Here is a 25686-nt window from a genome sequence, read left to right on the forward strand (position 1 = left end):
AGCCAAAACCCGTGGCACGCTTGCAACACCGCCAAAGTGGCTGCCGCTTATCGCGAGAACCGAACAGTCTGACCGCAGCAAGCCGCTTGCCGCCGCCGCTTCGCTGGATTATCGGCGCGGGTCATGCACACGACCAACGAAATCCGCCGGTCCTTCCTCGACTATTTCGCCAGCAATGGTCACGAGGCCGTTCAGTCCGCGCCGCTCGTTCCTTACAACGATCCGACGCTGATGTTCGTGAACGCCGGCATGGTGCCGTTCAAGAACGTGTTCACGGGTCTTGAAACGCCCTTCGCGCCGCGCGCCACGTCCTCGCAGAAGTGCGTTCGCGCCGGCGGCAAGCACAACGACCTCGACAATGTCGGCTACACCGCGCGCCACCATACCTTCTTCGAGATGCTGGGGAATTTCTCCTTCGGCGACTACTTCAAGGAACAGGCGATCACGCACGCCTGGACCCTGCTGACCAAGGAATGGGGCCTCCCGGTCGATAAGCTGTTGGTCACCGTCTACCACACCGACGACGAAGCCTTCGATCTCTGGAAGAAGATCGCCGGCCTGCCGGAATCGAAGATCATCCGCATCCCCACGAAGGACAACTTCTGGGCGATGGGCGACGAAGGCCCCTGCGGTCCGTGCTCGGAAATCTTCTTCGACCACGGCGACCACATCTGGGGCGGCCCGCCGGGATCGCCGGAAGAAGACGGCGACCGCTTCATCGAGATCTGGAACCTCGTGTTCATGCAGTTCGAGCAGTCGGCCGGCGAAATCGTCGGCAACCTGCCCAAGCCCTCGATCGACACCGGCATGGGCCTCGAACGCATTTCTGCGGTCATGCAGGGCGTGCATGACAACTACGACATCGACACTTTCAAGGCCCTGATCGCCGCTTCCGAAAGCCTCACCGGCGTCGCCGCCGAGGGCGAGCAGCGCGCCAGCCACCGCGTGATTGCCGACCACTTGCGCTCGACCAGCTTCCTGTTGGCGGACGGCGTGCTGCCCTCGAACGAGGGCCGCGGCTATGTCCTGCGCCGCATCATGCGCCGCGCCATGCGCCACGCGCACCTGCTCGGCGCCCGCGATCCGTTGATGCACCGCCTGGTGCCGGCCCTCGTGGCCGAGATGGGCCAGGCCTATCCGGAACTCGGCCGCGCGCAGCCGCTGATCGAGGAAACGCTGGAGCGCGAGGAAGTGCAGTTCCGCCGCACCCTCGCCAACGGCCTCAAGCTGCTGGACGAAGCGACCGGCGACATGGGCGAGGGCGGCGAACTGCCCGGCGAGACCGCGTTCAAGCTCTACGACACCTTCGGCTTCCCTTACGACCTCACCGAGGACGCCCTGCGTTCGCGCGGCATCGCCGTGGACCGTGCCGGCTTCGATGCCGCCATGGCCCAGCAGAAAGCCGCCGCCCGCGCCGCGTGGAAGGGTTCGGGCCAGGCTGCGGACAGCGAAGTCTGGTTCGACATCGCCGAGCGCGAAGGCGCCAGCGAGTTCACCGGCTATGCCTCGACCACCGGCGAAGGCCAGGTCGTCGCCCTGGTGAAGGACGGCAAGGAAGTCCAGTCGGCCACCGCCGGCGAGCAGGTGGTCGTGCTGACCAACCAGACGCCGTTCTACGGCGAATCGGGCGGCCAGGAAGGCGATCGCGGCACGATTGCCGGCGCCGGCGGCCTGAAGATCGCCATCGTCGACACCGCAAAGCCGCTCGGCCGTCTCCACGCCATGAGCGGCACGGTGGAAGCCGGCACGATCAAGGTGGGCGATGCCGTCAACCTCACGGTCGATGTCGAGCGCCGCGATGCCGTGCGCGCCAACCACTCGGCCACGCACTTGCTGCATGCCGCGCTGCGTAACCGCCTGGGCGATCACGTCACCCAGAAGGGCTCGCTGGTCGCCGCCGAGCGCCTGCGCTTCGACTTCTCGCACCCCAAGGCGCTCGACGCCGAGGACATTGCGGCGATCGAAGCCGAAGTGAACGCGGAAATCCGCGCCAACGATCCCGTGCTCACCCGCCTGATGACGCCCGACGATGCGATCGAAGCGGGTGCCATGGCGCTGTTCGGCGAGAAGTACGGCGATGAAGTGCGTGTGCTCTCGATGGGCCGCAGCGCCAAGACGGAAGCGGGCGAGCGCAACTATTCGGTCGAGCTTTGCGGCGGCACCCATGTGCGCGCCACCGGCGACATCGGCGTGTTCCGCATCGTGTCGGAAAGCGCGGTCTCCTCGGGCGTTCGCCGTATCGAGGCGCTGACCGGCGAAGGTGCGCGCCAGTGGCTCGTGGCCCGCGAGGAAGCCCTCAAGGCTGCGGCCAGCGCGCTGCGCACCACGCCGGAAGACGTCGAGGCCCGCGTGGCCGCGCTGCTCGACGAGCGCCGCAAGCTGGAGCGCGAGCTGGCCGAAGCGAAGAAGGCGCTCGCCCTTGGCGGCGGCGGTGCCAAGTCCGAGGCGGCCGACGAGGAAGTGGGCGGCGTGAAGTTCTCGGGCCAGGTCCTCGAAGGCCTCGATCCCAAGGAACTGCGCGGACTGCTCGATCAAGCGAAGCAGCGCATGGGTTCGGGCGTGGCCGCGATCGTCGCGGTGAACGAGGGCAAGGCCTCGATCGCGGCGGCCGTGACCGAAGACCTGATGGGCACGATCAGCGCCGTCGATCTCGTCCGCAAGGGCGTGGAGACGCTGGGCGGCAAGGGCGGCGGCGGCCGCGCCGACATGGCCCAGGGCGGCGGTCCGGACGGCGACAAGGCTGCCGATGCCATCGCCGCGGTGAAGGCCGTACTGGCGGGGTAATTCGCGCGTCGTCCCGGACTTGATCCGGGACCGCCGGCAATTCCCGAGGCGATAGCTTTGGGCAGGGCGCCCTGCCAAGAGGTGGGCCGTTCACGGCCAGCGGTCCCGGGTCTGGTCCGGGAAGACGGGGAAGGGGCATCAATGTCGCCGATTGCCGCCATCGTCACCGAAGTGGCGGAAGAAATGCGCGAAGTCGGCAGCCGCGGTGCGGTCGCCGACTATATCCCGCCGCTGGCCCAGGTGCCGCTCGACAAGTTCGGGCTGGCGGTGGTCATGGCGGACGGCGCCGTCCACGTCGCGGGCGATGCCGACGAGCCGTTCTCGATCCAGTCGATTTCCAAGGTCTTCGCGCTTACCCTGGCGCTTGGCGCCGTGGGCGATCAGCTCTGGGAGCGCGTGGGCCGCGAGCCTTCGGGCAGCGCCTTCAACTCGATCGTGCAGCTCGAAACCGAGCACGGCATTCCGCGCAACCCTTTCATCAATGCCGGGGCCATCGTCGTGACCGACGTGCTGCTCGGCCGCCTGGAGCCGCGCGAGGCGATCGGGCAGTTGCTGCGCTTCGTGCGCGAACTGGCGGGTGACGATACCATCGCCATCGACGAAGTCGTGGCGGCGGCGGAGAGTGCCACGGGTTTCCGCAACCGCGCGCTGGCCAATTACATGCGGGCCTTCGGCAATGTCCGGGGCGAGGTGGAACGCGTGCTGGGCACTTATTTCCATTTCTGCGCGCTGACCATGAGCTGCCGGCAACTGGCGCTGGCGGGGCGCTACCTGATGAACGGCGGCCGGTCGGACGGGCACCGCGTGATCAGCGAGAAGCGGGCCAGGCGCATAAACGCATTGATGATGTCCTGCGGCCATTACGACAACTCGGGCGACTTCGCCTACCGGATCGGCCTTCCGGGCAAATCCGGGGTGGGCGGCGGTATCCTTGCGGTTGCGCCCGGGATCGCCAGCATGGCGGTCTGGTCGCCGGGGCTCAACGAGAGCGGCAATTCCCAGCTTGGCCAGATGGCGCTGGAGCGGCTTGTCCAGCGCACCGGGTGGTCCGTGTTCGAGCCGCGCGCCGGTTGACGCCGCGGCGCCGAGCAGGCCCGTGAACTAGGCCTTCTCAGGCTCTCGCAACTGGCTCGACTTGAGCGCCGGCTTTTGGGAAAGCCCGCCCTGTTCCATGATCTGCTCGCGGAATTCGTCGCGTTTTTCGTGGATCGAGGCGATGACGGGGCCCATGGCCACGCCGATCTCGGTCAGCGCGGCTTCGGAGAGCTGCAGCGAACTTTCGAGCGTCTCGGGCACGGCATGCGTGGCACCGGCGCGGTAGAGCACGGCGGCGTGTTCGGCGTCCCGGGCACGGGCGATGATCGGCAGTTCGGGGAAATCGGCCCGCAGCTTGCGGACGATGCGCTGGGCGGTGACCGGCTCGTCCATGGTCAGGATCACCGCCGCCGCGCCCGCCGCGCCGAAGCGCAGCATGGCGTCTCCCCGGCCGGCATCGCCGAAGGCGACCGTGTAGCCGTGGCGGCGCCCGTCGGTGACGAGATCGGTATTGCTGTCCACCGCCAGGTAGGGACGGCCGTGGCGTGCCAGCATGTCGGCGACGAGCCGGCCGACGCGGCCGAAGCCGATGATGAGGACGCGGGGCTTGTCGGGCGCTTCGGCGGGCTGGTGCGGCGTTTCCACACTGTCCACCTGCCGCGCCAGGACCTTGCCGATCATGGAGAGCAGCGGCGTCACCGTCAGCCCCAGCGCGGTGACGATCTGCCAGAACATCGCGGTGCCGGGCTGGATGAGCTGCGCGGCGCCCGCGGCGCTGAGCACGATCAGGGTCGTTTCCGAAGGGCTCGACATGAGGATGCCGGTCTCGGTCGCGGTGCCCCGCCGGGCGCCCATCATGCGCAGCAGCAGGCCGGTGACCGTGGACTTGAGCAGGATCACGCCGACGGTGGCGATCAGGATCGAGGCGAGGTTCTCCCACACGACGCGCAAGTCGATGCTCATGCCGATGGTGATCAGGAACACGCCGAGGGCAAGGCCCTTGAACGGCTCGATGATCTGCTCGACCTCGGTGTGATATTCGGTCTCGGCGATCAGCAGGCCGGCCACCAGCGCGCCGACGATGGGGGAGAGGCCGGTGGCGCCGGTCGCCAGCGAGGCCAGGATCACCACCAGCAGGCTGGCGGCCAGGAACAGCTCCGGGCTCTTGGTGCGCGCGGCCTGGGCGAAGAGCGGCGGCAGCAGGTAGCGGCCGAGCACCAGCAGGGCGGTGACCACCAGCGTGCCCCAGACGAGCGTGTGGACCAGTTCGTCCATGCCCGCGCCCTTGGCATGGGGCGCCAGCGCGCCGAGCAGGAAGATGATGGGGACGAGGGCGATATCCTCGAACAGCAGCATCGCCAGGGCGGCGCGGCCGACCGGGGTGGTGGTGTCCGTCATCTTCAGCACCAGCGCCGTGGAGGACAGCGCCAGCGCCAGTCCAAGCGCCATGGCACCCGAAAAGCCCTGTCCGATCGCGGCGAAGAAGAAGGTGAGGGCGCTGCCGGTCAGGATCAGTTCGAGCGAGCCCAGCCCGAAGACGAAGCGCCGCATGGCCCATAATCGGCCGAAGGACAGCTCCAGCCCGATCGAGAACAGCAGCAGGATGATGCCGAACTCGGCGAATATCTCCAGCCCGTCCGGGTCGGTTATGGTCACCCAGGACAGCCAGGGATGGTCGAAGACCAGCCGGCCGAGACCGAACGGGCCGACCAGCAGGCCGACCAGGATGAACCCGATCACCGGGGTGATGCGGAATCGGTTGAAGACGGGAATCACGATGCCCGCGGCGCCCAGGATCACGAGCGCGTCGGACATGACGGGGGAAGAGAGTGCGTTGGTGCCGGCCATGTTCCCGCGACTATGGCAGGGACGGCGCTCGGCACAACCGCCAAACCGCCCTGAATCCGAGTATTTCTGCGATTGACGCCGCTTCACGAGGGGCCGGGGTTGGACGGGGAGAGGATCGGCGCAACGCTCTTGTGCGTAACGTCCTGCAACTTCACTTGGCGTTCAGCAAAGCGCTGGCTATAGACCGGCGCATGTTCGAACGTTCGCGCTTCAAGATCGCCCTCGCTGCCGCCGCTACCGGGGCGCTCGTATTGACTGCCGGATGTGCCGGACGCGGAGGTGGCAACAAGGATACTGCCTATGTCGCCCGCGACGTGGACACGCTCTACGCCGCCGCGCAGGAGCGCCTGAACCAAGGCCGCACCCGCCAGGCCGCCGCGCTGTTCGACGAAGTCGAGCGCCAGCACCCTTATTCCCCCTGGGCCCGCCGCGCCCAGTTGATGAGCGCCTTCAGCTATTACGCCTCGCGTGACTATACCAAGTCGATCCAGTCGGCGCAGCGCTTCCTCTCGATTCACCCGGGCAACAAGGACGCGCCTTACGCCTATTACCTGATCGCGATCTGCTACTACGAACAGATCAGCGACGTGACGCGTGACCAGAAGACCACCGAGCAGGCCAAGCAGGCCCTTACCGACGTGATGCGCCGCTATCCCGGCACGTCCTACGCCTCGGACGCCAAGCTGAAGATCGACCTCGTGAACGATCACCTTGCGGGCAAGGAAATGACCATCGGCCGCGGCTACGAGGCCAGCGGCAAGTGGCTGGCGGCAACGCTGCGCTTCCGCAACGTGGTCGACAATTTCCAGACCACCAGCCACGCGCCCGAAGCGCTGTTCCGCCTGGTGGAAGGCTACCTCGCACTCGGCGTTCCCGAGGAAGCGCAGAAGGCCGCCGCCGTGCTCGAACACAACTATCCCAGCAGCAAGTGGTACGAACGCGCCTACAAGCTGATGAACAAGAACGCGCCCAGCAACCTGACCTGACGGTTGCCTCGGGGGTGCCCTTGCGGCATTCCCGAGAGTCCTGCCGTGCTTGCGCCGAGCCGGCAGGAAGGCGGGCGCACGAAGAGGCGTGACGGGCGGCACGGTTTTCGTTAGAACGGATCGCGAACATGCTGAACCGCCTCTCCATCCGCAACATCGTGCTGATCGAAGCGCTCGACCTGGATTTCGCCAGGGGACTGGGCGTTCTCACCGGTGAGACCGGCGCGGGCAAGTCGATCCTGCTCGACGCGCTCGGCCTCGTCATCGGCAACCGCGCCGACAGCGGCCTCGTCCGCGCCGGCGAAGGCCGCGCCACGGTGACCGCCAGTTTCGAGTTTCCCCAGCTTCCCGCCCATGTCCGCGCCGTGCTCGACGATGCCGATATCGACATCGAGCCGGGCGAGCCGCTGATCCTCAAGCGCCAGCTCAAGGCCGACGGCGGCAGCCGCGCCTTCCTCAACGACCAGCCGGTGGGCGTGGCCCTGCTGCGCGAGATCGCGCCTGCGCTGGTGGAGATCCACGGCCAGCACGACGATCGCGGTCTCGTCAACTCCAAGGGCCACCGCGCCTTGCTCGACCGGTTCGCCGGGGGTGACGTGGCCGGAGTGGAAGCGGCCTGGAAGACCTGGCGCAGCGCCCAGAACGCGCTCGATGCCGCCCGTGCGCAAGTCGCCAAGGCGGCCGAGGACCAGGACCTCCTCCTGGCGCACCTGGCCGAACTGGACGCTCTCTCGCCGCTGGAAGGCGAGGAGGAAGAACTCGCCGAGGCGCGTGCCGGGATGCAGAAGGGCGAGAAGCTGTCCGACGATCTCGTGGCGCTGCAGCACCTGTGGACCGGCTCCGATTCGGCGCTGGCAACCTTGCGCGGGGCATCGCGCCGGCTAGACCGCATCGCCGGGGAGCATCCGCTGCTGGCCGAGGCGCTGGAAGCGCTTGACCGCGCGGTGATCGAGGCCAGCGAAGCGGAAGACCGCCTGGACCGCGCCGCCGAGGCCCTGGCTTTCGATCCCGACGAACTCGACCGCATCGAGACCCGCCTGTTCGACCTTCGCGCCGCCGCGCGCAAGCAGGGCTGCCAGGTGGACGACCTGCCCGAGAAGATGCGCGAGATGCGCAGCGCGCTCGATGCCATCGAGGGCGGGGAAGAACATGTCGCCGGGCTGGAACGCAGCGCGCAGAAGGCGGCGCTGGTCTACCGCGAGCAGGCCGAGGCGCTCCACGACCTTCGCCGTTCGGCCGCCAAGCGGCTCGACAAGGCCGTGGCCGCGGAGTTGGCGCCGCTCAAGCTCGATGCCGCGCGTTTCCAGACTTCGGTGATCCGCCTGCCCGAGGAGCGCTGGGGCGCGCAGGGCATGGATGCGGTGGAATTCCTCATCAGCACCAACCCGGGTGCCGACTTCGCGCCGCTCGCCAAGATCGCTTCGGGCGGCGAGCTTTCGCGCTTCATCCTCGCACTCAAGGTGGCGCTGGCGGAAGAGGGCGGTGCGGCCACGGTGATCTTCGACGAGATCGACCGGGGCGTGGGCGGTGCGGTGGCCAGCGCGATCGGCGAGCGTCTGGCGCGGCTCGCCTCGGAAGGGCAGCTCCTGGCCGTCACTCACAGCCCGCAAGTCGCGGCGCGGGGGCGGCGGCACTACATGATCGCCAAGTCCAGCGAGGGCACCGTGACGCGCACCTCGGTGGCGCTGCTGGACGAGGGCGAGCGCAAGGAAGAGATCGCGCGGATGCTCTCCGGGGCGGAAGTGACGGCAGAGGCGCGGGCGCAGGCGGATCGGTTGCTCGAAGGGGTTTGAACTAGGGGAGACCCGGGGGATGATCCCCCGGACCCTCGGAATGTCAGCCTCGCGCGCTGCCTGCCCGTGGTGCGCTCCTTGCGGCGCAGCCATCAAGTCTCCCGACGCAGCCGTGGGCGCCAGACGGATAGGCTGGACATGACTTCGACATTCCCGGGGGTGCAGGGGGGGCTTTGCTCCCCTGCTTCTGCCTTTTCTTCCCGGGACAGGAAGCCTAGGGTCCGCCCCGACAAATCCCACCATACGGACCCGATCATGCCCAAATTCCTCCTTGCCCCCGCGCTTCTGGCTGCGACCAGCCTCGTTTCGGCACCGGTCCTCGCGGCCGAGCCGGCCTACGATCTTGCCGCGCAGAAGGCGAAGCTGGCGACGATCCCGATGGAGGTGGACACGAAGTTCCTCTCTGCCGAGGAGCGGGACGTGGTGAACCTGCTCATCAAGGCGTCCGACCTGATGAGCGCGGTCTATCTGCGCCAGCGTTATGCCGAGAATCCGCAGGTCCGCGGCGCGATCTCGATGAACCGCCGGGCCGACCGGGACTTGCTGGTGGAAATGTTCGACCGCAATTTCGGCCCCTGGGACGAACTGGCCGACCTGCATCCGTTCTGGGGCACGACGCCGATGCCGGAAGGTGCCGGCTTCTATCCCGAAGACCTGACGCGTGCCGATTTCGAGGCCTATCTGACGGCCCATCCCGAGCAGAAGGCGGCGCTGACCAGCCCTTATACGGTGGTTCGCCGTGACGGCGCGAAGCTGGTCGCGGTGCCTTATTCGGTGGCCTACAAGGAGTGGCTGGAGCCGGCGGCGCAGCTTCTCGACCAGGCGGCGGCGCGGACCAGCAATGCCAGCCTCAAGACGTTCCTCTCGCTGCGCGCCAAGGCCTTCCGCACGGATGACTACTATGCCAGCGAACTGGCCTGGATGGACCTGAAGGACACGCCGATCGAAGTCGCTATCGGGCCTTACGAGGTCTATACCGATCGGCTGATGGGTGCGAAAACCTCGTTCGAGAGCTTCGTGACGCTGAAGGACCCGGAGGAATCGGCCTCGCTCGCCAAGTACAAGAACTACTTGCGCGACATGGAGGCGAACCTGCCGATCGCGGAGGAATACAAGAACTTCCAGCGCGGTTTCGAAAGCCCGATCGCCGTGGCCGAGCAGATCCGCGGCGGCGGAGACAACGTGCCGGGGCCGCAGACGGTGGCCTTCAACCTGCCCAACGACGAGCGCGTGCGCGAGGCCAAGGGTGCGAAGAAGGTGATCCTGTCCAACGTGCTGGGCGCCAAGTTCGAGCGCATCCTGAAGCCGATGGGCGCGCTCGTGCTGGTGCCGGCACAGGCGGGCCTGGTCGACCGCAAGTACATGCAGCTGGAAACGCTGTTCCACGAATTGTCGCACAGCCTGGGGCCGGGCACGATCGTCGTGAACGGGCAGACCACCACGGTCGACAAGGCGCTCAAGGAGCAGAACTCGGCGATCGAGGAAGCCAAGGCCGACGTCGCGGGGGTCTGGGACATCCTGCTGATGATGAAGAAGGGCGAAATTCCCGCCGCCGAACGGCCGCAGCTGTTCGCCACTTATGTCGCCGGGATCTTCCGCGCAGTGCGCTTCGGCGCGGTGGAAGCGCATGGCAAGGGCGCGGCGCTTCAGTACGGCTATTTGCGCGCCAAGGGTGCCTTCACTTACGACGCGGCGACGAAGCGCTACACGTTTGACGACGCGAAGATGGAAGCCGGCCTGCGCGACCTGCTGCATGACATGCTGATGCTCCAGGCCAAGGGCGACTACGAGGGCACAAAGGCCTTCATGGCGCGCTGGGCGAAGCTGGACCCGCAGGCCGAAGCGGTGATCGCCAGCATGGCCGAACTGCCCGTGGACATCCGCCCCGTCTACCCGGACGGGGTTTGAGCACGTTTATCCTGACGGGTTTTGGCCGTCAGGGGCGCATGACGACGTGCCCGAACGGCCGCCCGCCGAGGATGAATTCATAGGCCTCGGCGGCCTCGCAGAGCGCGAATTCGTGCTCGATCGGCAATAGCAGGTCGCCGCCGGCGATGCGCTCCAGCATCCTCGCCACCTGGGCGTGGACTTCGGGATCGCGCATCGGGGCGGCGGGCATGATCGTCAGGCGATGGAGTTCCGGCGCCGCGCCGTCCATGCCGTAGCCGATGTCGGTCAGCATCCCGGTGGCCGAAAGCGCCGCATAGCGGCCGCCCGGCACGACCAGCCGCGCGAGCTGTGCAAAGCGCTCGCCCGCGCTGACGTCGAATACGAAGTCCACGCCGCGCCCCCCGGTCAGCTCCAGGCATCCGGCGATCACGTCGTCCCGGCCCGCGCTGAGCATGTCGACCAGGCCGATCTTGCGCAGGCGTTCGTGGCAGAACGGATCGCGGGCGATGCCGATCACCCGCGCGCCGGCCGCCAGCGCCAGTTGCAGGGCGATGATGCCCAGGCTGCTGGTGACGTGATTGATGAGGATCGTCTCGCCGGCCTGCAACCGGCCGCGTGCATTCAGCGTGTCGTGCGTGGCGGCCAGGGTGAAGGGCGCGGCGGCGCCGATGCCCGGGTCCAGCCCGTCCGGCAAGTGCCAGGTCGAGGCTTCGGGGGCGGCGAAGAGTTCGGCATGGCTGCCGCAGCCGTGATAGGCCACCACGCGGTCCCCGACGCTGAAGCGGCTGACTTCGGTGCCGGCGGCCACGATCGTGCCGCTCGCCTGGCAGCCGACGACGCCGCAGCCGGGAACCTCGACCAGCCCGCGGCGGTAAAGCGCCAGCTTGACGAGATCGATGGCTTCGATGGAAACGAGTTCGACGCGGATAAGGACCATGTCCGCCGCGACGTCCGGATCGGGTGCTTCCCCGAACGTGAGCAAGGGGCTGCCTCCGTGGCCGGAGCAAAGTACTGCCTGCAAGCGATCCCCGTGTTCTTCTGGTTGCGTTAGGTTCGTCAGACAACTCTGTATAAAATCGTTTGCACGTCAAGGGCGTCGTAAAGTGAAACCGTCCCTTTCTGGCGCAAATCCCCCCGGATCCGTCCAGAATCGAGACGCTGTCAGGGCCTGGGGGTATGGCCTTGGGGACGCAGCACGATCGAAGCGGTGCCTTGGGCGGACACGGGCAGGTAGAGCCCCTTGCCGCTGGCCTGGATCCGGCCGGTGCGGGCCTGGCGGACTTGCGCGCGGATCATGAAATCCCCTTCGCGCTTGTCGTCGATGGCGCGGGCGATCTTGCCGAGAAGTTCCTGGTAGTCGTGCTCGAAGTTCTGGCCGAGGGCGAGCGCCAGCGTGGCCGACATGCCGGGAGCATTGGCGATCCGCAGCAACAGGTCTCCGCCCACGGCGTCGGTGGTGCCGCTGACGTGGAAGTCGGCGAAGTCCACCTTGCGCGAATTCTCGGCGTTGACCGGGGTGGCGGTCATCCAGACGGTGCCGTGCGCGGGTTTCATGCGGCCGGCCTTGTCGCGCGCGCTGAACGTGACCCCCACGGCAATGCGCCCGCCATTGGTGCCGTAGATCGTCGCCTTCTGGAAATCCGCGATCAGTGGGCCGAGGTGCGGCACGTCGAAAGGCCGCTGGGCGCGCTTGCGCAGTGCGCGCATCAGCACCGGCTCCAGTTGGCGATAGTCGGCGATGACGGGAATGAAGAAGGCCAGCTTGCCGGCCTCGTCTTCCAGCGGCCGCACCGGGGGCAGGGGCTTCGGCGTGGGGTCTGCCGGCCGGTCGCCGATGAACGTCTCCGTCCGTGTCTTGAGGCCGAGCCGCAGCAGCAGGCGATTGCCCTGGAGTTCGTAGCCGCCGTACTGCAGTTCCTCAGGCGTCACCCGCATCCATACGGGCGGGTTCTTCTCGTTCAGCAGCAGCGAGGTGAAGGCAGAGGCCCAGGCGCGCTCGATCTGGGGGCGCAGTTCCAGACGGGCCAGGTGGCCGGGCAGGGTGCGCTCCAGCCGCGCGATCACCGGCTTGAGCTTGCTGTCCGCCTGATCGGTGAATTCGATGCGCTGGCCCAGGAAATCGAGGTGCGGTGCGTTCGTCCAGTCATAGCGGATGTCCACGGTGCCGCGCGGCGTCCAGTCCGATCCCAGCTTCAGCCGGATCGTGGCATGGGCATTGGCATCGGCCGTGGCGGTCTCGCGCTTGAGCACGCCGCCGATGTCCTCGGCCCGCACCACGGCATGAAGCGGCATGCTGAGCAGGATGTCGCGCCCCTTGCCCGTCATGCGCAGCGGCCCGCGGTTCACTTCGCCGACGATGCGGCACTTGATCGTGGGTGTCTTGATCTTGACGAAGACCACTTTCACCCGCTTCGAGGGCACGCAGGGCGTCTCGGGCCGGTCGATCGACCAGAGCCGGCGGGGGATTTCCTTTTCCAGCGCGGCGGCAAGCCCGGTGACGTCGGCGTGGATCGGTACGGTGATGAGCGAGGCCTGAGGCTCGATGGTGATCGCATCGTTGGCCCGGGGCGGCGGCTTGTCATCCATGCCGCGCTTGCAGCCCGCCAGCGCGAGCGGCAGGCAGAGGGCAAGCGTCGTGGCTCGCACGATCGGCGTCAGCGTGGTCGCACCGCCCGCTGTGCGGGCTCTTCCTGTCCTCATCGCGTGGATGCCCCGGATATGTCCCCTTGGACTGGGACAATACCCGAGACATGGCGTGGTTCCAATCGGTACCGGGCGCGGCGCTTTCGCGCGCCGGGGTCAGCGAATCACGGCGTGAAGCGCAAGTAGGCAGCCAGGCGTGAGCCGGTGTCGCGATCGAGATAGCGGCCGTTGCCGCTGCCGGCGGCCAGGTCGTCGCCGATCGAAGTGCCGGTATAGCGCAGGCCCAGCGCGAGCCGGTCCATCTGGTGCTCGACGCCGAGATAGTAGTCCCAATAGCTGCCGCCCGGACGCAGGCGGCGCACGCGGTCGGCCGCCAGGGCGTCGTCGCGGGTCGAGCCGGTGCTGTACCCGCCGCCGCCATAGACCGTAAGCGCCGTGCCGGGAACGCCCAGTGCGGCATTGCCCTCAAGGTAGAGGTCGCTGCCGCCGATGGCTTTTTGCGAGGGCGCGAAGCTGGCGCCGAAGGCCAGTTGGGCCGGGCCGATGGCGTAGGCCAGCGTGGAGTTCAATTCACCGTAGCTGAGGCCGGAGGCGCCTACGAAGACATGGCCGGTGGCGCCTGCCGACAGCGTCCAGCCCCCGCGCGACAGCAGCGAGATTTCCGGCGCCGCGGTCAGGCCGAGGTCGGCGCCGCCATGTCTCGTGCTGTCCCGCAGGCTTGCGGCGCCAAGGTCGAGGGTGACGCTCTGGGACAAGGGGACGGTGGCATCGGCTGACAGGGCGGCCTTGCCATCGCTCCAGCTCAGGCCGCGTTCGCGCAAGTCAGTGGTCGCTTCGAGGGAGAAGGTGGGGGAGGCAGTCTGGGCCTGGGCCTCGCTGGAGGCGGCCATCGTGGCGGCAGCGGCGGCCGAAAGGGCCGCCGGAATCAGATAACGGTTCATTCGCGGGCGTGTAGCCTGTTTTCAGTTCACGGCGAAATCGCGGGCAGCGTCGATGGCGGCCAGGGTGTCGTGGTGATCGGCCGAGGCGAGTTTGCGGACATGGGCGCCGATGGCGTCGGACTTGCCGGCAACGAGCTTTGCCGCGTCCTTGCCGTCAGAACGGCAGTCGCTCGGATGGTTCTGGGTGAACGTGCGGGTTTCCGGCAGGCGCGTGGCGATCGCCCGGCCGCCGCCCGCAGGCTGGATGCGGCGCTCGACCGAGACGTCCGCGCTGACGATGCAGCGCCGCGAACTGGGACGGGTGGGCGGCGAGATGCCGATGGCCTTGGAGCGGGTTTCGACGTGCGTGACGTAGTCGACCGCATAGCTGGCGCCGTGGTGGTCGATCTGCACACTATGGGCCGTGACAGGAGCGGCGGTGAGGGCGGCGGCGGCGGTCAGGGCAAGGAGGCTCACGTCTTACATCCTCTCATAGTGCCTAAAAACAAGGCATGTTCTGCTTAATTCTTGAGCATGAGGGGTAGCAGGCCAACGTGTCCCGCTGGTTTCCGGTGATTGAAGTTCCCTGTCTGGCCGCGCTCGGTCCTTGGATGCCGGCGATGCGTTTCCGGAACGATTGGAAACGAAAAGGCCGGCGATGCTTTCGCACCGCCGGCCTTTCCTAGCCTTCGAAGGTGGGGGCCGATCAGATGTGGATCGGCTTGCCCAGCACGGCCATGGCCGCTTCCTTGATCGCTTCCGAATGGGTCGGGTGCGCATGGCAGGTGTAGGCGATGTCTTCCGAGGTCGCGCCGAATTCCATGGCCTGCGCGGCCTGGCCGATCATCGTGCCCGCCACCGAGGCGATGCACCACACGCCGAGGACGCGGTCGGTCTCGGCATCGGCGATCACCTTCACGAAGCCGTCTGGCTCGTGGTTGGTCTTGGCGCGCGAGTTGGCGAGCATCGGGAACTTGCCGACCTTGATCGCGCCGCGTTCCTTGGCGGCTTCCTCGGTGAGGCCGACGCCCGCGAATTCCGGCTGGGTGTAGACCACGCCCGGGATCACGTCATGGTTCACGATGCCGGTGAGGCCGGCGATATTCTCGGCCACGGCGATGCCTTCGTCTTCGGCCTTGTGGGCGAGCATCGGGCCGGGGATCACGTCGCCGATGGCCCAGACGCCGTCCACCTTGGTGGCGAAGTCGTGGTCGGTCTCGATCTGGGCGCGGGCGTTCAGTTCGAGGCCGATGTTGCCGAGGCCGAGGCTTTCGGTGTTGGGACGGCGGCCGATCGAAACCAGCACGACGTCGGCTTCGATGACTTCCGCTTCGCCACCCTTGGCGGGTTCGACGGTAACCTTGGCGGTCTTGCCTTCAACCGAAACGCCGGTGACCTTGGTGCCCAGCTTCAGGGCCATGCCCTGCTTCTTGAAGATCTTGCCGGCTTCACGGCGCACTTCGCCGTCCATGCCGGGCAGAAGCTGGTCGAGGAATTCGACGACGGTCACTTCCGCGCCGAGGCGGCGCCAGACCGAACCGAGTTCGAGACCGATCACGCCGCCGCCGATGACGACCATCTTCTTGGGAACGGCCTTCAGTTCCAGCGCGCCGGTGGAATCCACCACCACGCCGCCGGCGTTGTCGATCTCCACGCCCGGAAGCGGGGTGACCGAGGAGCCGGTGGCGATCACGATGTTCTTGGCGGTCACGGTCTTGCCGGCCACTTCGACGCTGTGGGCGTCCTTGAACTGGGCGTAGCCCTTCAGCCAATCGATCTTGTTCTTCTTGAACAGGAATTCGATGCCGCCGGTAAGGCCCTTCACCGCATCGAGGCGCTGGCCCTGCATGGTGTCGAGGTCCAGTTCGGGGGTGACCTTGATGCCCATCTTGGCCATCGAGCCGCCTTCCTTCGCCGCTTCGAAGTATTCCGAAGCGTGGAGCAGGGCCTTCGAGGGGATGCAGCCGACGTTGAGGCAGGTGCCGCCCAGCGTCTCGCGGCCTTCGGCGCAGGCAGTCTTCAGACCGAGCTGCGCGGCGCGGATCGCGGCGACATAGCCGCCGGGGCCGGCACCGATGACAAGGACGTCGTAATCGTAATCAGCCATTGTTCAGGCCTCCGTACGCTCGTGCTTCGCACATTTTGGGCACGAGCGGAAAATAGTCATTTCGGCTCAAGTGAAAACCCCGCCCGTCCGGATGTTTCTCGGGGCGGGCGGGGCTTTTAACTCAGAGGTCGATGAGGAGACGGGTGGGATCCTCGATCGCTTCCTTGATCGTCTTGAGCGCGGTGACCGCTTCGCGGCCGTCGATCAGGCGGTGATCGTAGGACAGCGCGATGTACATCATCGGGCGGATCACGATCTCACCGTTGCGAACCACGGCGCGGTCCTCGATGCGGTGCAGGCCGAGCACGGCCGACTGCGGGGGGTTGATGATCGGGGTCGACATCAGGCCGCCGAACACGCCGCCGTTGGAGATCGTGAAGGTGCCGCCGGCCATGTCGGCCATGGTCAGCGTGCCTTCCTTGGCCTTCTTGCCGAAGTTCGCGATCGCCTTCTCGATGCCGGCGAAGCCCAGCTTGTCGCAGTCCTTTACGACCGGAACGACCAGGCCGTTCGGGGCCGAGACCGCGATCGAGATGTCCACATAGTCGTGGTAGACGATCTGGTCGCCGTCGATCTGCGCGTTGACCGCCGGGATGTCCTTGAGCGCCAGGACCGAAGCCTTGGCGAAGAACGACATGAAGCCGAGCTTGATGCCGTGCTTCTTCTGGAACACGTCCTTGTACTTCTCACGCGCTTCGATGACGGCCGACATGTCGACGTCGTTGAAGGTGGTGAGCAGCGCGGCGTTGTCCTGCGCGGACTTCAGGCGCTTGGCGATGGTCTGGCGCAGGCGCGTCATCTTGACGCGTTCTTCGTTGCGCGCGGCCGGAGCAGCGGCAGCCGAAGCAGCGACAGGCGCCGAGGCGGGCTTGTTCTTGGCCGCTTCAAGGACGTCGTCCTTGGTGATGCGGCCGTCCTTGCCGGTGCCCTTGATGGTGGCCGGATCGATGCCGTGCTCCAGGACCGCGCGGCGCACGGCCGGCGAGAGGACCGAGGAACCGGCCGAAGCTTCGTCCGAGGCTGCAGCAGCCGGGGCGACGGCGGCAGCGGCGGGGGCCGGAGCCGGGGCGGCGGCGGCCGGAGCGGCTGCGGCCTTGGGAGCGGCGGCAGCGCCGGTGCCCTCTTCGATCGTGGCGATCAGCGCGCCGACGACGACGGTGTCGCCTTCGGCCACGAGCTGCTGGCCCATGACGCCCGCGTGGGGCGCCATGACGTCGATCGCGACCTTGTCGGTCTCGAGGCTGGCAATGGGCTCGTCAGCGGCAACGGCTTCGCCGGGCTGCTTGAGCCACTGGCCGATGGTGGCTTCGGCGACGGATTCCCCGAGGACGGGGACCTTGACTTCAGTGGTCATGATTTATCTCAAGCCTTCTGCTTGCGACGGAGTTCGGAACGGACGGAAAGGTGCAGCGCGTCGGCAACCAGCGCGGCCTGTTCGGCAACGTGGCGCTTGGCGAGGCCGGTGGCCGGCGAGGCCGAGGCGTTGCGGCCAGCATAGCGCGGACGCGGCTGGGCGACGCCGGCTTCCTTCGAAGCGGCCTCGATCTGCGATTCGACGAAGAACCACGCACCGTTGTTCTGCGGTTCTTCCTGGCACCACACGACCTCTTCGAGGTTCGGCATGCGCGCAAGGCGCTTGGCCAGCGGCTCGCCCGGGAAGGGGTAGAGCTGCTCGATGCGGATGATCTGGGTATCGTCGATCTCGGCGGCATCGCGGGCTTCGAGCAGGTCGTAGAAGACCTTGCCCGAGCACAGGATGACCTTCTTGGTCGCGGCGTCTTCCGAACCCTTGGGGTCGGAGAGGATGCGCGAGAAGGTGCCGCCGGTGAACTCCGCGGCCGTCGACTTCGCCAGCGGATGGCGGAGCAGCGACTTCGGGGTCATGATGATCAGCGGCTTGCGGAACGGACGGTGCATCTGACGGCGCAGAACGTGGAAGTAGTTCGCGGGCGTCGTGATGTTGCAGACCTGGATGTTGTCCTGCGCGCAGAGCTGCAGATACCGTTCCAGACGTGCCGACGAGTGCTCCGGACCCTGGCCTTCGTAGCCGTGGGGCAGCAGCATGACGAGGCCGTTGGCGCGCAGCCACTTGGACTCGGCCGAGGCGACGTACTGGTCGATGATGATCTGCGCACCGTTGGCGAAATCGCCGAACTGGGCTTCCCAGAGGACCAGGGTCTTCGGGTCGGCACTGGCGAAGCCGTACTCGAAGCCGAGCACGCCATATTCCGACAGCGTCGAGTCCAGCACTTCGAACTTGCCGTGGGGCAGGGTCGAAAGCGGGGTGTACTTGTGCTCGTCGGTCTGGTCGGTCCAGACGGCGTGGCGCTGCGAGAAGGTGCCGCGGCCGCAATCCTGGCCCGAGAGACGCACGCCGTAGCCTTCGGTGACGAGGCTGCCGAAGGCGAGCGCCTCGGCCGTGGCCCAGTCGAAGCCTTCGCCCGACTTGAACATCTCTTCCTTCGCCGCGAGCACGCGGGCCAGCGTCTTGTGGACGGTCAGGCCCTCGGGAACCGTCGTCAGCGTGCGGCCGAGGCTGTCGAACAGCTTGTTCTCGATCGTCGTGTCGACGTTGCGGCGCGCGGTTTCGGGATCGGCAGGCTTGTGGAAGCCGCTCCACTGGCCGGAGAACCAGTCGGCCTGGTTGGCCTTGTAGGTCTTGGCCGCCTCGAACTGCTCTTCGAGATGGGCGGTGAAGTCCGCTTCGGTCTGCGACAGGAAGGTGTCGTCGATGACGCCGTCCTGCTTCAGGCGCTCGCCGTAGATCTGGCTGACCGGCGGGTGCTGGCGGATCTTCTGGTACATCAGCGGCTGCGTGAAGCCAGGCTCGTCGCCTTCGTTGTGGCCGAAGCGGCGATAGCACCACATGTCGATCACGATATCGCGGCCGAAGGTCTGGCGATAGTCGATCGCCAGCTTGCAGGCGAAAGTCACCGCGGCGGGATCATCGCCGTTGACGTGCAGGATCGGCGCCTGGACACCCTTCGCCACATCCGAAGGATAGGGCGAGTTGCGCGCGAACTGCGGGCTGGTGGTGAAGCCGATCTGGTTGTTGATGATGAAGTGGATGCAACCGCCGGTGTTGTAGCCCTTCACGCCCGAGAGGCCGAAGCACTCCCAGATGATGCCCTGGCCGGCGAAGGCCGCGTCACCGTGGATGAGGACCGGCAGCACCTGCTTGTGCTTGGCGCCCGGGCCGATGTCGTCGCCGATGTCGTCGGCGATCGCCTGGTAGGCGCGGACCTTGCCGAGCACGACCGGGTCGACGGTTTCGAGGTGCGAGGGGTTGGGCATCAGGCTCATGTGGACCTTGATGCCGTCGAACTCGCGGTCGGCCGAAGTGCCGAGGTGGTACTTCACGTCGCCGGAGCCGCCCACGTCCTCGGGATTGGCGGTGCCGCCCGAGAATTCGTGGAAGATGACCTTGTAGGGCTTGGCAAGGACGTTCGCGAGCACGTTCAGGCGGCCGCGGTGGGCCATGCCGTAAACGATTTCCTTCACGCCCAGCGTGCCGCCGTACTTGATCACGGCTTCGAGCGCCGGGATCATGGCCTCGCCGCCGTCAAGGCCGAAGCGCTTGGTGCCGACGTACTTCTTGCCGAGGAACTTCTCGTACTGCTCGCCGCGCACGACGGCCTGAAGGATCGCCTTCTTGCCCTCGGGGGTGAACTCGATTTCCTTGTTCGCCCCTTCCATGCGCTCCTGGAGGAAACGGCGTTCCTCGACATCGGCGATGTGCATGTATTCGAGGCCGACCTTGCCGCAATAGTTGGCGCGCAGGATCTGCACGATCTCGCGAACGGTCGTCCACTCCAGGCCGAGTGCGCCGCCGACGTAGACCGAACGGTCCTGCGCGGCGCCTACGAAGCCGTGGTATTCGGGGGTGAGGTCAGCGGGAAGCTGGCGCTGGTTGAGGCCGAGCGGATCGAGATCGGCAGCCAGGTGACCGCGCACGCGATATGTGCGGATCAGCATCATGGCGCGGATTGCGTCGGCCGCGGCTTCGTCTATGCGGGACTGGTCGACCTTCTGGCCGCCCTTTGCCGCTGCCTTCTCGATCTGGACCTTGAGCGCGCTGGGGTCGAGGCCCTGGGTCAGGTCGTCCTCGAACTCCGCTCCTACGAGCGGCCAGTTCTTGCGCTGCCAGCTCGGGCCGGCCTGCGGGCCGTCGAGGGCATCATCGGGGGTGAAGTCGAAACTTTCGTCGCCCATCGGGTGTCACCTTTTGTCGCGCCGGAAAACGGCCGGCGCTACCAAGCTAGATCTGGAACGATGGTCCCGATGGAGAGGGGGCCGTTTCGTTCGCATGGCGTCCGGCATCTCGAACGTGCCGGATCGCGTGTGGGTCCCGTGGCGGCGCAAATCCGAAGATTCGCGCCGCCCGCGGGGGATTGGGGTCAGGCGAGTTCCTTGAGGACTTCCACAAGGGTTTCACCCAGGAGCGACGGCGAGGCGGAGACGCGGATGCCCGCTTCTTCCATCGCCGCGATCTTGTCCTCGGCGCCGCCCTGGCCGCCCGACACGATCGCGCCGGCGTGGCCCATGCGGCGGCCCGGAGGCGCCGTACGGCCGGCGATGAAGCCCGCCATGGGCTTCTTGCGGCCGCGCTTGGCTTCGTCCTTGAGGAACTGGGCCGCTTCTTCTTCGGCGCTGCCGCCGATTTCGCCGATCATGATGATCGACTTGGTCTCGTCGTCGGCCAGGAACAGTTCCAGGACGTCGATGAAGTTGGTGCCGTTGACCGGGTCGCCGCCGATGCCGACTGCGGTGGTCTGGCCGAGGCCAGCGTTCGTGGTCTGGAACACGGCTTCATAGGTCAGCGTGCCCGAGCGCGAGACGACGCCCACCGAACCCTTGGAGAAGATGCTGCCGGGCATGATGCCGATCTTGCATTCGCCGGGGGTCAGGACGCCGGGGCAGTTCGGACCGATCAGGCGCGACTTCGAGCCCGAGAGGGCGCGCTTCACGCGGACCATGTCGAGAACCGGGATACCCTCGGTGATCGCGACGATCAGTTCCATCTCGGCATCGATCGCTTCCAGGATCGAGTCGGCCGCGAACGGCGGCGGAACGTAGATGCAGGTGGCGGTCGCACCGGTCGCGGCCTTGGCTTCGGCGACGGTGTTGTAGTTCGGCAGACCGATGTGGGTCGTGCCGCCCTTGCCGGGGGTCACGCCGGCGACCATTTGCGTACCATACGCAAGGGCCTGCTCGGTGTGGAAGGTGCCGGTGGCACCGGTCATACCCTGGGTAATGACCTTGGTGTTCTTGTTGACGAGAATGGACATAGGGGAATCCTAATTCCTGTTCCTGGTGTAGGCCGATTCCGGCTTGGGAAGCGCCTTGGCGCAAATTCCGCGAAGTGCAACCGTCCAGATCGTAAAATCAACGGCCGGATAGGCCGAAGCCCCGCCCACCCCGTGGTTCCACGGGGCGGGCGGGGCGTCTATCTTGGATCAGGCCAGAGTGCTGTCGATGCCCTTGCAGGCGACCAGCAGTTCCTTGACCGCGTCGACCGAGACCTGAAGGTTGCTCTTGGCTTCGCCGTCCAGCTCGATTTCGATGATCTCTTCGACGCCGTTCGCGCCGATCACGGCGGGCACGCCGACATAGAGACCGTCAACGCCGTACTGGCCATCGACATAGGCGGCGATCGGCAGGATGCGCTTCTGGTCGTTCAGGTAGGCTTCGGCCATGGCGATGCCCGAGGCGGCAGGCGCGTAGAAGGCCGAGCCGGTCTTGAGCAGGCCGACGATCTCGCCGCCGCCCGAACGGGTGCGCTGGACGATCGCGTCGATCTTTTCCTGGGTGGTGCGGCCCTGCTTGATGAGGTCCGGAACCGGGATGCCGTTGACGGTCGAGTACTGCACGACCGGCACCATGGTGTCGCCGTGTCCGCCGAGCACGAACGTGTTCACGTCGCGGATCGAAACGCCGAATTCCCAGGCGAGGAAGGTCGAGAAGCGGGCCGAGTCGAGCACGCCGGCCATGCCGACGACCTTGTTGTGGGGCAGACCCGAGAATTCGCGCAGCGCCCAGACCATCGCGTCGAGCGGGTTGGTGATGCAGATCACGAAAGCGTCGGGGGCGTTGGCGGCGATGCCTTCGCCGACCGACTTCATCACCTTGAGGTTGATGCCCAGCAGGTCGTCGCGGCTCATGCCCGGCTTGCGAGCGACACCGGCGGTGACGATGATGACGTCTGCGCCGGCAATGTCGGCATAGTCGTTGGTGCCGGTGATCTTGGCGTCGAAGCCTTCAACGGGGCCGCACTGCGACAGGTCCAGAGCCTTGCCCTGGGGCAGGCCTTCAGCCACGTCGAAGAGGACGATATCGCCCAGTTCCTTCTGCGCGGCGAGGTGCGCGAGAGTGCCGCCGATGTTGCCGGCGCCGATGAGGGCAATCTTCTTACGAGCCATGATGCTTGCTTGTCCTTCCCAAAGGCGGGACCAACGGACGAAAAGGCGGCCTGCTTTGTCCCGCTAAGGCAGGTGCCGGTGTTCAACGAAGGGCGGCCTACGCCCCCCGAACCGACATTGCAACCGGGAAAAGCCCGCGCGAAGGGCAGGCAGGCGAGTTTTTACTGATAATAGTTCGCAATTGCAATAGTGAGCGAAAATGCGCAGGAAACGGCGCCCTGAGCCAGGGTGGTGCGGCCGTTTCACGCAACAGACCGGGCGCAGATTGCATCCTCCGGGTGCTCTCCCGAGGGTGGCTCACTGTCTCGCACGTCCGGATGACAGGCAAGCGTCGCAGGGTGCGAGTCGGCCCGGATGAGGGGCGGGCGGTCGCGGCATGGCTCTTTATAGAGAGCGTGGACGTACCGGCCGTGTCGTGCCTTTTTCCAAATGTTGCGGCTTGCAGATCCTGCGGGCGGTGCTTGCCGAGGAGCCCGGTTGCGGACACTGTCCGCGTTCGTGCCGATCGCTCCTCCGTGACGGGCCGCCACGGCCTCGTCGCGCAATCGCTGGACTGACTTGCTTGCTGAAACCGCCCGGAAAGCCGACCTCCAGCCCTTTCAGTCCCGGTTTCAGCCCGCGGGCGCGCCTGCGGAGTTTCCTGTTCGCGGGGCGCGGGCTGCGCTGGCTGGTGCGCGACGAGCACAATGCCCGGTTGCACCTGGCGGCCTCGCTGGGCGTGGTGGTCGCCGGGTTCTGGCTGGAGATTTCCGCCGCCGACTGGCGCTGACTCGTGCTGGCCATGGCCCTGGTATGGCTGGCGGAGGCGTTCAACACCGCGGTCGAGGGCCTGTGCGACCGCATCCATCCGGAGTTCGACCCCGCCATCGGCCGGATCAAGGATCTGGGGGCCGGCGGCGTGCTGGTCGCTTCGATCGCCGCGGCCCTGATCGGGGTGCTGACCCTGGGACCGCCCCTGCTGGCCCGCCTGTTCTAGCGACTGGCAGGGCCTGAAGGCGGCGGGTAGGGCCTGAAGGCGGTTGGCCGGTTTCAGTCGTTCCTGGCGATCCGTCCGGCGAAGGCGTCGGCCATGCGGCGGTCGAGCTGGCGGCAGATGGCGATCCAGCGGGTGCATTCGCCGTCGTTGCCCGCAAGCCGCGCGGCGGCGGCATGGGCGCGGGCGTGGGCGGCGGCGGACAGGCCATGGCGGGCGAAGTGGCGCAGCGCTTCAGCCAGGATGCGCTGGTGCGGCGTGTCCGTGGTCGCCGTCGCGACCGGCTCGCGGCGGAGGCCACCGCGCAGGCCGGCGCCGTTGTCGTTCACCGCGCAGAGCGAAACCGACGGGCACAGCGCTCGCACCATCACCGGGCAGGAGACGTCCCGGGCGGCGGAAAAGCGGATTGCCATGGTAAAGCGAGCCTCTTGTTGGAAACGCTCGGGGGCTTGGCGTCTCTCCCGGTATTATAGGATGAAGCCGCTAAGTCTTGGTGTGGGGCTATGGTTGCTGAAACCTTGCAGTCGTTCCCGTGACGAATTGATGAAAGCGCCGGATCGCTAAAGGCGCCAACTTGCCCTCAGCGGGCCTGCTCCTGACGCGGCTGGGCGATCCACTTGCCCGAATTGGCATATTCCGGCCGCACGCCCTGGGTCTCGGGCAAGTTGCTGGCCTTGTAGAGCGACTCGCCCCCGCGTTCCCGCACGTCGCTGGCATAGACGGGCGCGCGCTCCGCACCCGTGGAAGGGGTGGCGGAGGGCATGGCGGGCGAAGGCGCAGCGGCCTGCCCGGGGCGGAGCGCCTCGGCGGTGCCGAAGCTGCGCTGCACGGCCAGCGGGTCCAGCGCGGCGGTGGCGAGGGCCGAGGCGGCGGACTCGTCGCGGCGATGCGGGGCGGCCAGCGGCTCGCCGCCGAAATAAGCGAAGCGGAACGCGGCAGGGCGGCCCGCGGCGCCGTTGAAGGCATAGAAGCGATGAGCGCCGATCGTGGTCAGATAGTGCAGGCTCGGGGCCCAGTAGGGATTGACCTGGATCGTGTGATAATGCGTCGCCAGCCCGATCGGCGTATAGACTTCGCCGGACAGCGCGGCACGGGCGACGGATTCGGCACGCTGCCAGAAGAAGCGCTGCGGCGCGCGGGCCAGCGATCCGTCGCAGGCGAAGGAGAACTGGCAGCCGGTCGGCCGCTCCGAACCCTGATAGACGACGCCGCAGACGGTCTTGGGATAGGCCGGATGGGCCACGCGGTTGAGCACGACCTGGGCCACGGCGCGCTGGCCGCCGTCGGGCTCGCTGGCGGCTTCGTAATAGATCGCCGCCGTCAGGCACTGGAGCGCGCGGCTGCGGTCCACCCCGGAATTGTCGATCCGCAGGGCGCGGGCGACCGGGCCGGGGCCGCTGGTTCCGTCATCCGCGTCGGAATGGATGCCTTCGCCTATCTTGAGCACGGGCTGTTCGGCTTCGAGATAGTAATAGGCAGAGCCGGGGAAGCTGGCGCCGGCCTGCTCGAAGGGCATGGGCAGAACGGGCGCGCCGCCGGTTTCCGTCCCGGAGGCGGTGAGGCGGTCCCAGGCTTCGGCCGGGGCGAAGGAAGGCGCGGCGAAGGCAGGCAGGGCCACGGCGACGAGCGCGGCCGAGCCGAGCGTCCAGCGCCGCCGCCTGCGTTGCAGCCGCTTGCGTCCGCCGCGCACGAAATGGCCCTGGAAATCGCGGGGGCGCGGCTCCCAGGTTTCGGTGCAGGCAGGAAGGGCGGCAGCGGTCACTCGGGTCCTTTCGGCGCATCGTCGGCCAGCGCGGATTTCGCGTTCCATCGGGTCATCGCGCATCTTGCGCCTAACCTGCTTTGCCGGGCGCGGCATCCCTGGAAATCGGCGCGTCCCGAAGCGGTACAGCGGGCAGCGATAGGCTGAATCGCTTAAGAGTTTGTTTGCGATCTTCCCCGGCGATACCGCCGCGCCGCCCTTTGCGCCGCTTGCCAATCCCCCCACTGCCCAGTATCGGCACTCGCGACGTCATGGGTGGCCCGGAGCCGGGCCCCGGGTTTCGTGAAAAGGGAACCCTGGTGGGAATTTCGGCGCAAGTCCGAAGCTGCCCCCGCAACTGTAACCGGGGAGCGCCCCTGCCACGCTATGCCACTGGGTCACACCGGGAAGGCGGCAGGCGGCGCGAAGATTCGGGAGCCAGGAGACCTGCCTTTGACGGTCGTTCCGCAGCCGGGCGGGGTGTCCCGGCATGCAGCGAGCACGCGCATGAGGAAAAGCGCGCGTCTCCGCCATGGACGGCAAAGTC

The 25686-nt window shown here is 67.1% G+C and carries 17 protein-coding genes, 1 pseudogene and 1 riboswitch; of the genes and pseudogenes, 6 read left to right on the forward strand and 12 right to left on the reverse strand.

Features of this window, described 5'->3' with window-relative positions:
* Nucleotides 1-123: 123 nt before the first annotated feature.
* Together alaS and AC1VV3_RS13975 are read left to right on the forward strand one after the other, a co-directional pair.
* A complete protein-coding gene (alaS, locus tag AC1VV3_RS13970; protein ID WP_431568706.1) occupies nt 124-2784 on the forward strand; it encodes an alanine--tRNA ligase in 2661 nt (886 codons plus the stop codon).
* A gap of 141 nt (nt 2785-2925) precedes the next feature.
* The gene (locus AC1VV3_RS13975; RefSeq protein WP_132261845.1) at nt 2926-3858 is read left to right on the forward strand and encodes a glutaminase; all 933 of its coding nucleotides are present in this window, start codon (nt 2926-2928) and stop codon (nt 3856-3858) included.
* A gap of 27 nt (nt 3859-3885) precedes the next feature.
* On the opposite strand, the gene AC1VV3_RS13980 is transcribed toward AC1VV3_RS13975, so the two are convergent.
* Nucleotides 3886-5667: a cation:proton antiporter domain-containing protein gene (locus AC1VV3_RS13980; protein WP_132261847.1), complete on the reverse strand. Its 1782-nt coding sequence runs from the start codon at nt 5665-5667 to the stop codon at nt 3886-3888.
* A 191-nt stretch (nt 5668-5858) separates the two neighbouring features.
* On the opposite strand from AC1VV3_RS13980, the gene AC1VV3_RS13985 reads away from it, so the two are divergent.
* The 3 genes from AC1VV3_RS13985 to AC1VV3_RS13995 all read left to right on the forward strand — a co-directional run bounded on the left by AC1VV3_RS13985 (nt 5859) and on the right by AC1VV3_RS13995 (nt 10354).
* Nucleotides 5859-6653 carry an outer membrane protein assembly factor BamD gene (locus tag AC1VV3_RS13985; protein WP_132261849.1) on the forward strand — a complete coding sequence of 265 codons (795 nt, stop codon included), beginning with the start codon at nt 5859-5861 and terminating at the stop codon, nt 6651-6653.
* Between the two features lie 128 nt (nt 6654-6781).
* Nucleotides 6782-8446, forward strand: coding sequence for a DNA repair protein RecN (gene recN / locus AC1VV3_RS13990; protein WP_134095083.1), 1665 nt, complete (start codon nt 6782-6784; stop codon nt 8444-8446).
* Nucleotides 8447-8701: 255 nt separating this feature from the next.
* Nucleotides 8702-10354, forward strand: a complete 1653-nt coding sequence (locus AC1VV3_RS13995) for a dipeptidyl-peptidase 3 family protein (protein ID WP_431568707.1) — start codon at nt 8702-8704, stop codon at nt 10352-10354.
* Nucleotides 10355-10382: 28 nt separating this feature from the next.
* Here the strand turns inward: AC1VV3_RS13995 and AC1VV3_RS14000 are convergent, their stop codons facing one another.
* From AC1VV3_RS14000 to mdh, 9 genes are all read right to left on the reverse strand, one after another.
* A complete protein-coding gene (locus AC1VV3_RS14000; protein ID WP_431568708.1) occupies nt 10383-11318 on the reverse strand; it encodes a quinone oxidoreductase family protein in 936 nt (311 codons plus the stop codon).
* Nucleotides 11319-11497: 179 nt separating this feature from the next.
* Entirely contained in the window at nt 11498-13036 is a 1539-nt protein-coding gene (locus AC1VV3_RS14005) for a DUF4403 family protein (protein ID WP_314463668.1), read from the reverse strand.
* Between the two features lie 107 nt (nt 13037-13143).
* Nucleotides 13144-13920, reverse strand: a complete 777-nt coding sequence (locus AC1VV3_RS14010; protein WP_431568709.1) for a TorF family putative porin — start codon at nt 13918-13920, stop codon at nt 13144-13146.
* Nucleotides 13921-13941: 21 nt separating this feature from the next.
* Entirely contained in the window at nt 13942-14376 is a 435-nt protein-coding gene (locus AC1VV3_RS14015) for a hypothetical protein (RefSeq protein ID WP_482961921.1), read from the reverse strand.
* 229 nt (nt 14377-14605) lie between these two features.
* Entirely contained in the window at nt 14606-16006 is a 1401-nt protein-coding gene (lpdA, locus tag AC1VV3_RS14020) for a dihydrolipoyl dehydrogenase (RefSeq protein ID WP_431568710.1), read from the reverse strand.
* Between the two features lie 121 nt (nt 16007-16127).
* Nucleotides 16128-17360, reverse strand: a complete 1233-nt coding sequence (gene odhB, locus AC1VV3_RS14025) for a 2-oxoglutarate dehydrogenase complex dihydrolipoyllysine-residue succinyltransferase (protein ID WP_431568711.1) — start codon at nt 17358-17360, stop codon at nt 16128-16130.
* 8 nt (nt 17361-17368) lie between these two features.
* A complete protein-coding gene (locus AC1VV3_RS14030) occupies nt 17369-20218 on the reverse strand; it encodes a 2-oxoglutarate dehydrogenase E1 component (RefSeq protein ID WP_431568712.1) in 2850 nt (949 codons plus the stop codon).
* A gap of 185 nt (nt 20219-20403) precedes the next feature.
* Nucleotides 20404-21294 carry a succinate--CoA ligase subunit alpha gene (sucD, locus tag AC1VV3_RS14035; RefSeq protein ID WP_132261868.1) on the reverse strand — a complete coding sequence of 297 codons (891 nt, stop codon included), beginning with the start codon at nt 21292-21294 and terminating at the stop codon, nt 20404-20406.
* A 168-nt stretch (nt 21295-21462) separates the two neighbouring features.
* The gene (mdh, locus tag AC1VV3_RS14040; protein WP_431568713.1) at nt 21463-22425 is read right to left on the reverse strand and encodes a malate dehydrogenase; all 963 of its coding nucleotides are present in this window, start codon (nt 22423-22425) and stop codon (nt 21463-21465) included.
* Nucleotides 22426-22987: 562 nt separating this feature from the next.
* Here mdh and AC1VV3_RS14045 point away from each other — a divergent pair.
* Nucleotides 22988-23401 (forward strand): annotated as a pseudogene (locus AC1VV3_RS14045) (diacylglycerol kinase family protein).
* A gap of 53 nt (nt 23402-23454) precedes the next feature.
* On the opposite strand, the gene AC1VV3_RS14050 reads toward AC1VV3_RS14045, so the two are convergent.
* Nucleotides 23455-23811 carry a hypothetical protein gene (locus AC1VV3_RS14050; protein ID WP_431568714.1) on the reverse strand — a complete coding sequence of 119 codons (357 nt, stop codon included), beginning with the start codon at nt 23809-23811 and terminating at the stop codon, nt 23455-23457.
* A 167-nt stretch (nt 23812-23978) separates the two neighbouring features.
* A complete protein-coding gene (locus AC1VV3_RS14055) occupies nt 23979-25160 on the reverse strand; it encodes a cell wall hydrolase (RefSeq protein WP_431568715.1) in 1182 nt (393 codons plus the stop codon).
* 236 nt (nt 25161-25396) lie between these two features.
* Nucleotides 25397-25608: riboswitch (cobalamin riboswitch) on the forward strand.
* The last annotated feature ends 78 nt before the right edge of the window (nt 25609-25686 follow it).

This window comes from Novosphingobium sp. BL-S-34 (assembly GCF_056857015.1).

Bases quoted from the DNA above. Each gene is read 5' to 3' on its own strand.
- alaS (WP_431568706.1), top strand. From the start codon at position 124: ATGCACACGACCAACGAAATCCGCCGGTCCTTCCTCGACTATTTCGCC.
- AC1VV3_RS13975 (WP_132261845.1), top strand. From the start codon at position 2,926: ATGTCGCCGATTGCCGCCATCGTCACCGAAGTGGCGGAAGAAATGCGC.
- AC1VV3_RS13980 (WP_132261847.1), bottom strand. From the start codon at position 5,667: ATGGCCGGCACCAACGCACTCTCTTCCCCCGTCATGTCCGACGCGCTC.
- AC1VV3_RS13985 (WP_132261849.1), top strand. From the start codon at position 5,859: ATGTTCGAACGTTCGCGCTTCAAGATCGCCCTCGCTGCCGCCGCTACC.
- recN (WP_134095083.1), top strand. From the start codon at position 6,782: ATGCTGAACCGCCTCTCCATCCGCAACATCGTGCTGATCGAAGCGCTC.
- AC1VV3_RS13995 (WP_431568707.1), top strand. From the start codon at position 8,702: ATGCCCAAATTCCTCCTTGCCCCCGCGCTTCTGGCTGCGACCAGCCTC.
- AC1VV3_RS14005 (WP_314463668.1), bottom strand. From the start codon at position 13,036: ATGAGGACAGGAAGAGCCCGCACAGCGGGCGGTGCGACCACGCTGACG.
- AC1VV3_RS14010 (WP_431568709.1), bottom strand. From the start codon at position 13,920: ATGAACCGTTATCTGATTCCGGCGGCCCTTTCGGCCGCCGCTGCCGCC.
- lpdA (WP_431568710.1), bottom strand. From the start codon at position 16,006: ATGGCTGATTACGATTACGACGTCCTTGTCATCGGTGCCGGCCCCGGC.
- odhB (WP_431568711.1), bottom strand. From the start codon at position 17,360: ATGACCACTGAAGTCAAGGTCCCCGTCCTCGGGGAATCCGTCGCCGAA.
- AC1VV3_RS14030 (WP_431568712.1), bottom strand. From the start codon at position 20,218: ATGGGCGACGAAAGTTTCGACTTCACCCCCGATGATGCCCTCGACGGC.
- sucD (WP_132261868.1), bottom strand. From the start codon at position 21,294: ATGTCCATTCTCGTCAACAAGAACACCAAGGTCATTACCCAGGGTATG.
- mdh (WP_431568713.1), bottom strand. From the start codon at position 22,425: ATGGCTCGTAAGAAGATTGCCCTCATCGGCGCCGGCAACATCGGCGGC.
- AC1VV3_RS14050 (WP_431568714.1), bottom strand. From the start codon at position 23,811: ATGGCAATCCGCTTTTCCGCCGCCCGGGACGTCTCCTGCCCGGTGATG.